Annotated in this window: 9 protein-coding genes, 1 tRNA gene and 1 rRNA gene; 5 read left to right on the top strand and 6 right to left on the bottom strand. The window is 55.9% G+C overall.

The genetic code is table 11. The features are described from left to right. Positions 1 to 76: 76 nt before the first annotated feature. Positions 77 to 859, bottom strand: a complete 783-nt coding sequence (locus AC236I_RS22095; protein WP_015585243.1) for a histidine phosphatase family protein — start codon at positions 857 to 859, stop codon at positions 77 to 79. Positions 860 to 1,443: 584 nt separating this feature from the next. Here AC236I_RS22095 and surE point away from each other — a divergent pair. After that, on the top strand, positions 1,444 to 2,283 hold the full coding sequence (surE, locus tag AC236I_RS22090) for a 5'/3'-nucleotidase SurE (RefSeq protein WP_155075448.1): 840 nt from the start codon (positions 1,444 to 1,446) through the stop codon (positions 2,281 to 2,283). A gap of 50 nt (positions 2,284 to 2,333) precedes the next feature. Here the strand turns inward: surE and AC236I_RS22085 are convergent, their stop codons facing one another. Genes AC236I_RS22085 through AC236I_RS22070 form a run of 4 tightly spaced genes read right to left on the bottom strand, consistent with a single transcriptional unit; the run spans position 2,334 to position 8,589 of the window. Continuing rightward, positions 2,334 to 5,492, bottom strand: a complete 3,159-nt coding sequence (locus AC236I_RS22085) for a CusA/CzcA family heavy metal efflux RND transporter (RefSeq protein ID WP_048025014.1) — start codon at positions 5,490 to 5,492, stop codon at positions 2,334 to 2,336. An 11-nt stretch (positions 5,493 to 5,503) separates the two neighbouring features. Continuing rightward, a complete protein-coding gene (locus AC236I_RS22080) occupies positions 5,504 to 6,781 on the bottom strand; it encodes an efflux RND transporter periplasmic adaptor subunit (protein WP_032716449.1) in 1,278 nt (425 codons plus the stop codon). Between the two features lie 45 nt (positions 6,782 to 6,826). Next, entirely contained in the window at positions 6,827 to 7,174 is a 348-nt protein-coding gene (gene cusF / locus AC236I_RS22075; RefSeq protein ID WP_015585239.1) for a cation efflux system protein CusF, read from the bottom strand. A 29-nt stretch (positions 7,175 to 7,203) separates the two neighbouring features. Continuing rightward, positions 7,204 to 8,589: an efflux transporter outer membrane subunit gene (locus AC236I_RS22070; RefSeq protein WP_487608637.1), complete on the bottom strand. Its 1,386-nt coding sequence runs from the start codon at positions 8,587 to 8,589 to the stop codon at positions 7,204 to 7,206. Between the two features lie 172 nt (positions 8,590 to 8,761). Between AC236I_RS22070 and AC236I_RS22065 the strand changes: the two genes are divergently transcribed. Further along, on the top strand, positions 8,762 to 9,445 hold the full coding sequence (locus AC236I_RS22065) for a copper/silver response regulator transcription factor (protein ID WP_004857434.1): 684 nt from the start codon (positions 8,762 to 8,764) through the stop codon (positions 9,443 to 9,445). Further along, positions 9,435 to 10,886 (top strand): Cu(+)/Ag(+) sensor histidine kinase, encoded by a 1,452-nt coding sequence (locus tag AC236I_RS22060; RefSeq protein ID WP_004857437.1) that lies wholly within the window; start codon positions 9,435 to 9,437, stop codon positions 10,884 to 10,886. The genes AC236I_RS22065 and AC236I_RS22060 overlap by 11 nt, the downstream gene beginning before the upstream one ends. Before the next feature lie 56 nt (positions 10,887 to 10,942). On the opposite strand, the gene AC236I_RS22055 is transcribed toward AC236I_RS22060, so the two are convergent. Further along, positions 10,943 to 12,064: a ribosomal protein uL16 3-hydroxylase gene (locus AC236I_RS22055; RefSeq protein WP_004857441.1), complete on the bottom strand. Its 1,122-nt coding sequence runs from the start codon at positions 12,062 to 12,064 to the stop codon at positions 10,943 to 10,945. 622 nt (positions 12,065 to 12,686) lie between these two features. On the opposite strand from AC236I_RS22055, the gene AC236I_RS22050 reads away from it, so the two are divergent. Both AC236I_RS22050 and AC236I_RS22045 read left to right on the top strand, forming a co-directional pair. Continuing rightward, a 16S ribosomal RNA gene (locus tag AC236I_RS22050) occupies positions 12,687 to 14,226 on the top strand. An 85-nt stretch (positions 14,227 to 14,311) separates the two neighbouring features. Then, a tRNA-Glu gene (locus tag AC236I_RS22045) sits at positions 14,312 to 14,387 on the top strand. The last annotated feature ends 203 nt before the right edge of the window (positions 14,388 to 14,590 follow it).

The raw sequence follows: 14,590 nt of genomic DNA, 5'->3' as shown, positions 1-14,590 counted from the left end.
ATAAACCCCGAGGCGAGATGCTGCGAGCCAGCTGGGGCTGGCTTCAACAGTCATCTGCAATAATATAATTAAGCGATCAGTTATTGTTATTGAGAGCCTGCTTGCCGGCTTCGACATATTTCATGGTGCCGATTTCTGGAACCGAATAGATGCCATTTTTATAGACAATTTTCACCACCGCAGCGTTGGCCAGCGGTTTATTTTTCGCCGTGTCGTCGGTCAGGTCGGAAATCATAATTTGCATCGAGGTGCCGGACGAAATGGCGAGGATATTTTTGTCACCCTGGGACTCGGCATTTTCAACGATGGTATGCAACGCCGCCTGAGTACGGCTCTTCACCTGCTGATAATTTTCTGCCATACCTTGCGGGTCGGCAGCGGCCAGCGCGTTCTGACTTTCCGCCACCGGCAGAGTGCCTGCTTTCATTTTGCTGAACAGGGCGGCGCTGTCTTTTAACCCCAGCTGTTTTGCGCCGGCTGCGGCCATATCCTTGTTGAAGCCGCCTTCAAAGCTGCCAAAAAAGGCTTCGCGCAGGCCAGGCAGCTCGATCGGGTGATAATCGGCGATCCCGGCCTGTTTCAGAATCACCGCCAGGGTTTCCCGCTGTCGCCCGGCATCACTGGAATAAAAACGGTCGAACTTCACCTCTTTTAAACCTTCGCCGAGATAACGGGCGACGCGGATACCGTCTTCCGTCAGCGGAGAATCGGCCCATCCCTGCACGCGGTCAAAGGTATTTAATAGCGTTTTCCCGTGTCGGGCAAAATAAATATTAATGCTGCCATCGTCTTTCATTTCCGCTGCTGAACAGGTTGCGGCACTGGCGATCATGATGATTGCGGTTAGCCATTTGTTCATTTTGTTCTCCTTTTTATTATTTTAAAGCCAAAAAAAAACCTACGTCAGCGACTCGGGTTGGGCATGTGTTGCACGATGCCGCCAGAGTATATGACGTAGGTTTTGCCTGTGTTGAAAACAGTAACAATCCAATGTGGCCGACTTTATCATGTTAGCGATGGAAAAACAGGCGGAATTTGTTTTTATATTAATAAATGTGATCGTTCGCATGCCCTGTGGTTTGTTACCAATAACATTCCAACCCCCCGCCAATATCGTCAAAAAGCAGCAGGGATAATTCGCAATGATTAGCTGTTCGGATTCAGGTGAAATATCATTTTTCAGCCTTTGTTTTTAGTGGGAATAGTTTGTTGTTATTGACCGTAGTCACATAATAAGCCTGCTGCCTCTGGATTATTCTGCCGATACGGAGTATTTTTCCAACGTCCTGGGATTGTAACGGAATAACGGCAAAACCTAAGGGACCTGGCGCAAGTCAATTTGCGTGCAGGTCCCTTAGGTTTTTTTTTGCGCCAGATAAATATCTTGATACTGACTAAGGAGTGATCGTGAAAATCAACATCCTCGCCGCTGCGCTGCTCACCATGCTGACCGCCTCGACTCAGGCGGCGGAAAAACCGCTCAGAATCCTGCTGGTTAACGACGATGGCTGCCAGTCGGTTGGCACAACGTCGTTACAGGAAAAGCTGGCCGCCAAAGGGTATGACGTGTGGATGGTGGCGCCTGCGACCAACCAGAGCGGCATCGGCTCAGCGATAACCTTCAAACCGGGTAAAACGTTCGATGTTAAGAAAGTGGCTGACAAGCGCTACTGCTTCCCGGGCACGCCGGCGGATGCCGTGGATTTTGGCCTGTGGGGGGTGATGAAAGAGGCGGCGCCGGACCTGGTCATTTCTGGGGTGAATGATGGCCCCAATACCGGCATGGCGCAGGTGAACTCGGGCACCGTTAGCGCCGCGGCCCGCGCGCTGCGCTACGGTTTCCCGGCTATTGCGGCCAGCATCGGCTATCGCTTCACGGAAGAGGAGATGAAAAACAAATGGCCCAGCACGCATAAATACTGGCCCGATGCGGTGGATTACGTCGTGACCGTGGTGGATAAGCTGAATGCCACCCGCGAGCCGGGTGCCGCCTTATTACCCAAAGGGTCGGGGTTGAGTATCAACTATCCGCCGCTGCCGACAACGGAGATTAAAGGCGTCCATTACATCGACAATGAGCAGTTCCCTGTCCCGCAGATTAGCTATGAGCTACAGGCTGACGGCACGGCGAAGCAGGGCATGAACCCGGCGTCGCTGACGCCAACGACGGAGGATACCGACAGCGGCTGGTTAAATAAGGGCTACATCACTTACACCCTGTTTGACGGTTCGTGGAATGCGCCGCAGTTCCAGGCGCAGTATGAGAAATTACTGGGCCGTTAATACGGCGCTGAAGTGATAAAAGCGGGAGCCGTTCTGGCCCCCGCCTGGTATCAAGCCGATATCGCTTTCCGCGTCTGCCGGTGCCGGTACAGCCACATCAGTTTATACGCTGCCGGGATGATAAACAGCGACAGCAGCGGGGCGGTGATCATCCCGCCGATCATCGGGGCGGCGATGCGACTCATCACCTCCGATCCTGCGCCGGTGCCCCATAAGATGGGCAGCAGGCCGGCGATAATCACCGCCACGGTCATCGCCTTTGGCCGCACGCGCAGCACCGCCCCCTGATACAGCGCCTCGTCGAGCTTTTCGACGCTAAAGGTCTGCGGATTTTCCAGCGACGGGTGAGCTTCAATCGCGTGGCGCAGGTACATTAGCATCACCACGCCAAACTCCGCCGCCACCCCGGCCAGCGCAATAAACCCGGTGCCGGTGGCAACCGACAGATGGAACCCCATCCCGTACAGGAACCAGATACCGCCAACGAGGGCGAACGGTACGCTGGTAATGATCAGCAGTGCCTCGCCAAAGCGGCGGAACGCCAGGTAGAGCAGGACGAAGATGATCATCAGCGTCATCGGCACCATCAGCTTCAGCTTCTGATTGGCGCGTTCGAGCAGCTCAAACTGTCCGGAGTACGACACGCTGATCCCCGGTTTCATCTGCACCTGTTCGGCGATGGTTTTTTGCAGGTCGTGAACCACGGAGACCATGTCGCGATCGCGGGCGTCGATGTAGATCCAGCTGGCCGGGCGGGCATTCTCGGTTTTCAGCATCGAAGGACCGGTCACCACCTTCACTTCAGCGACGTCACCGAGGGTGATTTGCTGCTTCATCGGGGTCAGGACTGGCAGCTGGCGCAGGGCGTCCGGGCTGTCGCGATAGCTTTGCGGGTAGCGGATGTTGATCGGATAACGCTCAACGCCTTCTACCGTTTCACCCACCATGGCGCCGCCGATGGCCGACGACACAAACAGCTGAACGTCGCCTACGGTCATGCCATAGCGGGCCGCTTTTTCGCGGTTGATATCGATATTCAGATAGCGCCCGCCCACCAGGCGTTCTGCCAGCGCCGAGGTGACGCCCGGCACGGTTCGGGCGACCACTTCGATCCGCTCGGCGACCTCGTCGATATCGGAGAGCACCGTGCCGGAAACCTTAATGCCGATCGGGCTTTTGATCCCGGTGGAGAGCATATCGATGCGGTTACGAATCGGCGGTACCCACAGATTGGCCAGCCCCGGCAGCCGCACGGTCTTATCCAGCTCCTCAATAATCTTCTCCATGGTCATCCCCGGCCGCCACTGCGCCTGCGGCTTGAGCTGAATAGTGGTTTCGACCATTTCCAGCGGCGCGGAGTCGGTGGCGGTTTCTGCCTTACCGGTCTTGCCAAACACGCGGGCCACTTCCGGCACGGTCATGATCAGCTTATCGGTTTTTTGCAGCATATCCGCTGCCTGCGCGGCTGAGATCCCCGGCAGCGTCGAGGGCATATACAGCAGATCGCCTTCGTTGATCTGCGGTAAGAACTCGCCGCCGACCCGGTTAAGCGGCCAGATGATCGTCAGGATCGACAGCAGTGCAACCAGTAGCGTGGTTTTCGGCCAGTGCAGCACCTTCAGCAACAGCGGGTGATAAATGCGGATCAGAAAACGGTTGAGCGGATTACTGGTTTCCGCCGGGATCTTACCGCGGATCCAGAAGCCCATCAGGATCGGGATCACCACGATCGCCAGCAGCGCCGCACCCGCCATCGACCAGGTTTTGGTAAAGGCGAGGGGACCAAATAGCTTCCCTTCTTGTCCTTCGAGGGTAAAAATCGGGATAAACGACAGGGTAATAATCAGCAGGCTGATAAACAGCGCCGGGCCGACCTCCACCGAAGCGTCGGTGATGATTTTCCAGCGCGTGTCGTTGGCCAGTTTCTGCCCCGGGTTATGGTGCTCCCACTCTTCCAGCCGCTTATGGGCGTTTTCGATCATCACGATGGCGGCGTCAACCATCGCCCCTACGGCAATGGCGATACCGCCCAGCGACATGATGTTGGCGTTCAGTCCCTGAAAATGCATGACGATAAAGGCGATACAGAGACCAAGCGGCAGAGAGATAATCGCGACCAGCGCGGAGCGGATGTGCCACAGGAACAGCGCGCAGACCAGTGCTACGACGATAAACTCCTCCAGCAGCTTGCTGCTGAGGTTGTCGATCGCCCGGTCGATCAGCTGGCTGCGATCGTAGGTCGTCACGATTTCTACCCCTTCCGGCAGGCTGCTTTTCAGGGTCTCGAGCTTGTCTTTAACGGCGGAAATCACTTCGCGGGCGTTTTTGCCGGAGCGCAGGATCACCACGCCGCCGGCCACTTCGCCTTCACCGTTCAGTTCGGCAATGCCGCGGCGCATTTCCGGGCCCATTTGTACCCGCGCCACATCGCGCAAAAAGACCGGCACGCCGTTGTCGCCGGTTCTCAGCACGATATTATTGAAGTCATCCAGCGTCTGCAGGTAGCCGCTGGCGCGCACCATATACTCAGCTTCCGCCAGCTCGACGGAGGAACCGCCCGCCTCCTGGTTGGAGGCATCCAGCGCGGATTTCACCGTCGACAGGCTGATGCCATACTGGGTCAGTTTCTGCGGGTCGACGACAATCTGATACTCTTTGACCACGCCGCCGACCGATGCCACTTCCGAGACATTGGGGATGGTTTTCAGCTCATATTTTAAAAACCAGTCTTGCAGCGAGCGCAGTTCGGCGAGGTCGTGTTTACCGCTGCGATCGACCAGCGCATATTCGAAGATCCAGCCCACGCCGGTTGCATCCGGTCCCATTTCGGCGCTGACGCCCGCCGGCAGTTTACCCTGCACCTGATTGAGATATTCCAGTACCCGGGAGCGCGCCCAGTAGGGGTCGGTGCCATCCTCAAAAATGACGTACACATAGGAGTCGCCAAACTGCGAGAAGCCGCGTACCGTTTTGGCTCCTGGCACCGACAGCATGGTGGTGGTCAGCGGCCAGGTGACCTGATTTTCGACGATTTGCGGCGCCTGCCCCGGGTAGCTGGTTTTAACGATAACCTGTACATCCGAGAGATCCGGCAGAGCATCGACCGGCGTATGGACGATGGTCCACGCGCCCCAGAGGCTGAGAAACAGCGCGCCCATCATCACCAGAAAGCGGTTGGCCACCGAGCGACGGATTATCCATTCAATCATTTGTCATCTCCTCAGTGGGCGTGCGCTGTGGGTGTCGGTAGCGCGGCAGGCGTCTGCGCGCGCATCCTGTCCAGCGCGCCGGAAATATTGGCTTCCGAATCAATCAGGAACAGACCGCTGGAGACCACCTTTTCGCCTTCGCTGAGGCCGGCGCTGACCGCCGTGACGTCGCCGGATTGCTGGAATACGTCGATACGTTTCGGGACAAAACGCCCGTCGTTGTCAACCGTGATCACCCGCTGCTCCGTACCGGTATCGATCAGCGCTTTTGACGGAATCAAGAGCATCGGCTGGCTTTGGGTGTTCAACCGCAGCCAGGCGTTCATCCCCGGTTTGAGCATCTCGTCGGGGTTATCCACCTGCAGGCGCAGCTGTAGCGTGCGGGTCGTGGCATCGGCGCTGGGCAGAATCGTCCATTTGCTGATGGTGAAGGTTTTCCCCGGCCAGGCGGGAACGGAAATCGTCAACTGCGAGCTGTCTTTAAGCAGCCAGGCAATAGATTCCGGTACCGCGGCGCCGATCCACACCGGATCCATTCCCTGAATTTTCGCCACCACGTTATCCTTGGTGATGTTCATCCCGCTGCGCAAATCAAAGGCGGTGATAACGCCATCGATCGGGGCTTTGAGGGTGAAGCGGGTCTGAATTTTACGCGTCGCTTTTAAGCGGCGAATATCCTCTTCCGGCATACCGGCGAGGCGCAGACGCTCGAGGATCCCCTCCACCTGGGTGGCGGTTCCGCCGGTATCCCGCAGCAGCAGATATTCGCTCTGGGCTTCGACCCAGTCCGGAATGGTCAGATCGACCAGCGGCGTGCCCTGGCGAATTTTATCGCCAACGGTCAGGGGATATACTTTCTCGATAAATCCCGCCGAGCGCGCCTGCACAATCACAAACTGATATTCGTTAAAACTGACGCTCGCCGGCAGCAGCTGCTCGAAATGCAGCGGGCCACGGCGAACGGGTTCGGTTTTCAACCCCAGGTTTTGGGTCTGCGTGGGATCGATACGCACGCCGGGTGTAGACGGGGAGGCTCCCTCTTCGTCGGCATACTTCGCCACCAGGTCCATATCCATAAACGGTGATTTTCCCGGTTTATCAAAGCGCGTATTAGGGTACATCGGGTCATACCAGAACAGCACTTTACGGGCCTCTTTTGTACCGGTCGGTGCCGCGCTGTCCGCGGCGGTTGGTGGCGAGAACCAGGCGTACAGGCTTGCGGAGATCATGCCGCCAATAAGCATACTGCCGATAATCAGCGCGCTGTTTTTGAGGGTTAACGAGGCCATATCTGTGTCCATTCCGGTGTTATTGGGAAGCTATCTCCGTGGGCGTTACTGTGCGAGATGGATATCCTGTAATAAGGAGAGATTGCCCTGCTGAATAAAGGTAAAGGCGACTTTGCTGCCGGCTTTAATGTCGTTGAGCGGCGTTTGCGGGGTAAAGGTGAAACGCATGGTCATCGGTGGCCAGTTCACCGCCGGAATCGCATCATGGGCGATGGTGACTTTTTTGCTTTCCATATCAATGGATTTAACCTCGCCGGTGGCGCTGATGGCCGGCGTTTGTTGCGCGGCGGGCGCGGCGTTCATCATTTCGCCATGCTGATGTTCGTTGGCCTGCGCGCCGAACATCACCGTAGAAAGCAGGCCGAAAATGAGGGTTTTAGTAAGGTGATTCATCATTCATGCTCCTGAAAGTAAATGAGGGGTTATTCCATCCAGCCGCCACCCAGGGCGGTGAATAGCTTGATTTCGTTGACCTGACGGGCGTAGTTGAGGTCCAGCAGGGTTTGTTGCGTGGTGAAGAGCGAACGCTCGGCATCCAGCACTTCGATATAGCTCACCGCGCCGTGCTGATAGAGCGCTCTGGCTCGCTGCCGGGTCGTCTGCAGCGAAGCGAGGTAGCGTTGCTGAGCGCTGATTTGGTCTGCCAGGCTCTGGCGCAGGGCCAGCGCATCGGCGACCTCTTTGAAGGCGGCCTGAATTTTTTGCTCATAATTCACCACCGACTGCTGCTGGCGGATTTCCGCTAAATCGAGGTTGGCCTGATTGCGCCCGGCATTAAAAATCGGCAGTTCGATTTTAGGGACGAAATTCCACATCCCGCTGGCGGGATTAAATAAGCTCGACAGATCTGCGCTGCTGCCGGACAGCGAGCTGGTTAAGGTTATCGACGGGAAAAAGGCCGCGCGCGCGGCGCCGATATTGGCGTTCGCGGCGCGTAAACCGTGCTCGGCTTCTAAAATGTCCGGGCGCTGCAGCAGGATCTGCGAAGAGAGCGCCGGCGGCAAGGCGACGCCGTTGATATCAAGGAGGCTGCTGGCCGCGTCATCAGGCAGATGCTGGTAGCTCCCCAGCAGCAGCTGCAGAGCGTTGTTGGCCTGCGCCAGTTCGCCTTCACGTTTGGCAATATCGGCACGGGTGCTTTCGATGACCCCGCGGGCCTGCTCCAGCGCCAGGACATTGGTGCTGCCGGTCAGCAGCTGTTTCTCGACAAAGGCGTAGGAACGCTGGTAGTTCTGCAACGTCTCCTTCGCCACCTGCAGCTGAGCCCAGGCCAGGCGCTGGTTGAAATAGCTCTGCGAGACATTCGATACTAATAGAATATGAACCGCCCGGCGGGCTTCCTCGCTGGCGAAATAGTTTTGCCTGTCCGCCTCGCTTAAGTTTTTCAGACGGCCGAAGAAATCGAGATCAAAGCTGAGGTTAAGCCCGGCCTGATAGTCGCTGGCGGTGGTGGTGTCACCTTTGAGTTTGCCGCTCCAGGTGGTGCTGGCGGCGCTATCAAGCTGCGGGTAGCGATCGGCGTCGGTGAAGCCATATTGCGCTCTTGCCTCCTGGACTTTGAGCGTTGCCATGCGCAAATCCCGGTTGTTCAGCAGCGCTTCGCCAATTAGCGACTTCACCTGCGGGTCGACGAAAAATGTCCGCCAGCCGCTATCCTGATAATTTACCGGCATCGTGACCAGTTTGTTCTGGCTGCGTGAGAACTGCTGCGGCACCGGCGAGGTTGGCTGCTGGTACTCCGGTGCTAAAGAGAGGCAGCCGGTCAGAACAAAAGTCACGCTGAGCGTGATGAGCTTTAATTTGCGCATAGGGCAGGACGTTTTCGACGACGAATGAATGACGGGTACTGTACAAAACGGCCTCTGTTCGATGCGTGACAGGAAAATGACAAAGCTGTCATTTACCTGAGAATTCATTGCTATCCGGTTTGGCTCCACTAGAATTGGAAACCCGCACAAAAGGCGCGTGAAGGAGCATGTCATGAAGATTTTGATCGTCGAAGATGAGAAAAAAACCGGGGAGTACCTGACCAAAGGGCTAACGGAGTCCGGTTTTGTCGTCGACCTGGCCGATAATGGTCTGAACGGCTATCACCTGGCGATGACCGGCGATTATGACCTGTTGATTCTCGATATTATGCTGCCCGATGTGAATGGCTGGGATATTGTCAGAATGCTGCGCGCCGCCAATAAAGGGGTGCCCGTCCTGCTGCTGACGGCTCTGGGCACCGTTGAGCATCGGGTCAAGGGACTGGAGCTGGGCGCGGACGACTATCTGGTGAAGCCCTTTGCCTTTGCCGAGCTGCTGGCGCGGGTCAGAACCTTGCTGCGCCGCGGTGCGTCGACCATGGTTGAAAGCCAGTTTCAGGCGGCGGATCTGTTCGTCGATCTGGTGAGCCGTAAAGTGACCCGCGGCGGAACGCGTATCACCCTGACCAGCAAAGAGTTCACGCTGCTGGAGTTCTTTCTGCGTCATCAGGGAGAAGTCCTGCCCCGGTCGCTGATTGCATCCCAGGTCTGGGACATGAACTTTGATAGCGATACCAATGCCATCGACGTGGCGGTCAAACGGCTGCGGGCTAAAATCGATAATGACTTTGAACCGAAGCTTATCCAGACCGTGCGCGGCGTGGGCTATATGCTCGAGGTCCCGGATGTTGAGTAAGTGGTTTCCGCGGCCCTTTTCGCTGGCTTCGCGGCTGACTTTTTTTATCAGCCTGGCCACGATCGTGGCGTTCTTTGCCTTCACCTGGATAATGATCCATTCGGTAAAAGCGCACTTTGAGGAGCGTGACGTTCACGACTTAAAGCAGCTCGCGACAACGCTTGAAACGGTGCTAAACCACGGCGACTATCCGCAGGCCCAGCGCCTGGACATCGTGAAAAACGTCATTGATGGCTACGCCAACGTCTTTATCTGCCTCGATGATGCTAACGGACAGACGCTTTTCCAGTCGCCGAATGGCCCGGATCTGAGCCATATCATGAACACCCCCGGGCTGGTGGCTCGCCTGCAGGACGGGAGTGTGATCTCGTGGAGCGATCCGCATCCGCGGGCGATGACGCATGATAACCATCAACTGCAAAGCAGCGCCTGGCGGCTGATTATGCTGCCGCTCGGCAAAACGGCGGAGGGCAAACCGGCTTATTACCTGCTGATGGCGTTATCGATTGATTTCCACCTGCACTATATTAACGAACTGAAGGCGAAACTGATTTCGGCGGCGTCGGTGATCAGCATTCTTATCATCTTTATTGTGCTGTTCGTGGTTTATCAAGGACACAAACCGATCCGCCAGGTCAGCCGGCAGATCCAAAACATCACGTCCAAAGATCTCGACGTACGGTTAAATCCCGGGAGTGTTCCGGTGGAGCTGGAGCGGCTGGTGATTTCGTTTAACCATATGCTGGAACGTATTGAAGATGTCTTCACTCGCCAGTCCAACTTTTCTGCCGATATTGCCCATGAGATCCGCACGCCGATTACCAACCTGGTGACGCAAACGGAAATCGCCCTCAGTCAGACCCGCAGCCAGAAAGAGCTGGAAGATGTGCTGTACTCCAGCCTGGAAGAGTTTTCGCGGATGTCGCGGATGGTGAGCGATATGCTGTTTCTGGCGCAGGCGGATAATAATCAGCTGATCCCCGAGCAGAAAACCCTGAACCTGGCCGATGAGGTCAATAAAGTGTTCGACTTCTTTGAAGCCTGGGCGGAGGAGAAAGAGGTGACGCTGCGTTTTACGGGAAATGCATGCTGGGTGAACGGCGACCCGCTGATGCTGCGGCGGGCAATCAGCAACCTGCTGTCGAACGCCATTCGCTACACGCCGGGTCAGCAGGCGGTGACGATTCAGGTCAGCGAAAGCGCCGGGCAGGCGAAGCTGGTGGTGGAAAATCCGGGGGCGCCGATTGCGCCTGAGCACTTGCCTCGGCTGTTCGACCGTTTTTATCGCGTCGATCCTTCCCGGCAGCGTAAAGGTGAGGGGAGCGGTATTGGCCTCGCGATCGTGAAGTCTATTGTTACCGCGCATCACGGCAGCGTGGTGGTGGAGTCCGATAGCCGCTCAACGCGCTTTATCCTGACCTTGCCAAAACAGATGCCATAAACGGCGAAAGCCTGGCAAAACCAGGCTTTCGGGTAGACCCGTGCGGGGCAGCGGGATTACTCTTCGAAGTACCAGTAGCCCTGATTGATCAGGCGGACGAGTTCCGCCACAAATGCCGGATTCTGTAGCGCTTCGCCCAGCTCGCCCTGACCCACAGTGGTATACCGGCACAGAGCGTCCAGCGCATTCGCGTCGGTTGTTTCCAGCTGCTCGCTGTTGACAAAGAAGCTGTCGCCGATATGCAGAACTCGTAGTCCGCTCAGGCGGCACAGCTTTTCTCCCCCCGTCAGCGCATCCACAACGTCCTCTTCAGTATACGGCGGTTCGGCCGGGGCAATGTCCAGCTCATGGCGCGGGGTGGTCGCAAAGCGGCCGAACCACTGCTTAAAGTCTTCCGGTTGCTTAATCATGTCGATCATCATCGACTGCAAGCGCTCGAGCTCATACTCTTCCACGCGGCCGGGATGCTCACGGCAGGTGAGGTCCGGATCGCTGTAGTGCTCGCCGCCGAGATCGTTTTCCAGCGCGTAATCGGCAAAGCTACTGATGAGATCGCGACCATTAGGACCCCGGAAGCCGACGGAGTAGTTCAGCGCGGTTTCGTGGGTAACGCCATCGTGCGGGAATCCCGGCGGGATATAGAGGATATCGCCTGGCGCCAGATCTTCATCAATGATTGGCGGGAAAGGATCGACATGCAGCAGCGCCGGGTGCGGACAGAACTGGCGCATTGGCAGCTTGTCGCCCACGCGCCAGCGACGGCTGCCCATTCCCTGAATAATAAAGACATCATACTGATCGATATGCGGGCCAACGCCGCCGCCGGGGACGGAGAAGGAGATCATCAGATCGTCGAGGCGCCAGTCCGGCAGAACGCGGAAGGGACGTACCAACTCAGCAGCCGGCATATGCCAGTGGTTTACCGCCTGCGCCAGCAGAGACCAGCCGCTCTCGCCCAGGCCGTCAAAATGTTCAAACGGTCCGTTGCTCGCCTGCCAACGGTCGTTAACCAGGCTCACCAGGCGACTGTCGACTTCTGGTTCCATGGCCAGACCGGCCAGCTCATCCGGCGTAATCGGATCGACGAAGTCCGGGAAAGCATTCTTTAATACCACCGGCTGCTTTTGCCAGTACTTCTCTAAAAACTCGGGCCAGTTGATGTTCAGTTGATAAGCCATAGGTTCACACCAGTAATGTAGAAACGGGCCTGATTATAGAAAGGAGTTGGCCAGCGGCGCTTTGTCATGAGTCAATACAGCCGCTTAATTCGCCATCTGCGACGGTACGCGGTGAGAGGAGTAAAGAAAGAGAGGTGGAAAAATGGCGATGACCCATACCGCGCGCGCTTTTTTACACCGAGCAGGATTTGGCCTTGTTACCGCTGTAAGCCGCGTGGATACTGGGTTTCTCCGTTTCAGGGCCTCCGGGGAGAAAACGGGAAAGTTCAAATAATGAGCGTTTGATAAGTTTTTTGTATTTTAAGGCTTGCCATGCAAACAAAACTCCCTATAATGCGCTCCCACTGACACGGCAAACGTGAACGAGTTCACAGATTAAGCCGGGTCGGCAGAGAAAAAATTCTGAAATTCAGGGTTGACTCTGAAAGAGGAAAGCGTAATATACGCCACCTCGCGACAGAGCGCTCAGCGCCGTCGCACTGCTCTTTAACAATTTATCAGACAATCTGTGTGGGCACTCAAAGTGACATGGATTCTTAACGTCCTCGGACGAAAAATGAATACCAAGTCTCTGAGTGAACACGTAATTCATTACGAAGTTTAATTCACGAGCATCAAACTTAAATTGAAGAGTTTGATCATGGCTCAGATTGAACGCTGGCGGCAGGCCTAACACATGCAAGTCGAGCGGTAGCACAGAGAGCTTGCTCTCGGGTGACGAGCGGCGGACGGGTGAGTAATGTCTGGGAAACTGCCTGATGGAGGGGGATAACTACTGGAAACGGTAGCTAATACCGCATAACGTCGCAAGACCAAAGTGGGGGACCTTCGGGCCTCATGCCATCAGATGTGCCCAGATGGGATTAGCTAGTAGGTGAGGTAATGGCTCACCTAGGCGACGATCCCTAGCTGGTCTGAGAGGATGACCAGCCACACTGGAACTGAGACACGGTCCAGACTCCTACGGGAGGCAGCAGTGGGGAATATTGCACAATGGGCGCAAGCCTGATGCAGCCATGCCGCGTGTATGAAGAAGGCCTTCGGGTTGTAAAGTACTTTCAGCGAGGAGGAAGGCGATAAGGTTAATAACCTTGTCGATTGACGTTACTCGCAGAAGAAGCACCGGCTAACTCCGTGCCAGCAGCCGCGGTAATACGGAGGGTGCAAGCGTTAATCGGAATTACTGGGCGTAAAGCGCACGCAGGCGGTCTGTCAAGTCGGATGTGAAATCCCCGGGCTCAACCTGGGAACTGCATCCGAAACTGGCAGGCTAGAGTCTTGTAGAGGGGGGTAGAATTCCAGGTGTAGCGGTGAAATGCGTAGAGATCTGGAGGAATACCGGTGGCGAAGGCGGCCCCCTGGACAAAGACTGACGCTCAGGTGCGAAAGCGTGGGGAGCAAACAGGATTAGATACCCTGGTAGTCCACGCTGTAAACGATGTCGACTTGGAGGTTGTTCCCTTGAGGAGTGGCTTCCGGAGCTAACGCGTTAAGTCGACCGCCTGGGGAGTACGGCCGCAAGGTTAAAACTCAAATGAATTGACGGGGGCCCGCACAAGCGGTGGAGCATGTGGTTTAATTCGATGCAACGCGAAGAACCTTACCTACTCTTGACATCCAGAGAACTTAGCAGAGATGCTTTGGTGCCTTCGGGAACTCTGAGACAGGTGCTGCATGGCTGTCGTCAGCTCGTGTTGTGAAATGTTGGGTTAAGTCCCGCAACGAGCGCAACCCTTATCCTTTGTTGCCAGCGATTCGGTCGGGAACTCAAAGGAGACTGCCAGTGATAAACTGGAGGAAGGTGGGGATGACGTCAAGTCATCATGGCCCTTACGAGTAGGGCTACACACGTGCTACAATGGCATATACAAAGAGAAGCGACCTCGCGAGAGCAAGCGGACCTCATAAAGTATGTCGTAGTCCGGATTGGAGTCTGCAACTCGACTCCATGAAGTCGGAATCGCTAGTAATCGTAGATCAGAATGCTACGGTGAATACGTTCCCGGGCCTTGTACACACCGCCCGTCACACCATGGGAGTGGGTTGCAAAAGAAGTAGGTAGCTTAACCTTCGGGAGGGCGCTTACCACTTTGTGATTCATGACTGGGGTGAAGTCGTAACAAGGTAACCGTAGGGGAACCTGCGGTTGGATCACCTCCTTACCTGAAAGAACCTGCCTTTGTAGTGCTCACACAGATTGTCTGATGAAAAGTAAATAGCAAGGCGTCTTGCGATTGAGACTTCAGTGTCCCCTTCGTCTAGAGGCCCAGGACACCGCCCTTTCACGGCGGTAACAGGGGTTCGAATCCCCTAGGGGACGCCACTTGCTGGTTCGTGAGTGAAAGTCGCCGACCTCTATATCTCAAAACTGATTCTCAGGAATCACGTTTGAGATATTTGCTCTTTAAAAATCTGGATCAAGCTGAAAATTGAAACGACACACTGTTTCCTTTCTCCGTAATAAGAGAGGAAAAGCGGTGTGTTCGAGTCTCTCAAATTTTCGCAACGCGGACTGTTTTACGAAAC

It is taken from the genome of Klebsiella sp. Sb-30 (genome assembly GCF_057652795.1).
Note: the sequence above shows the minus strand (reverse complement) of the source record. Positions and strands in the feature narration are given on the sequence as shown.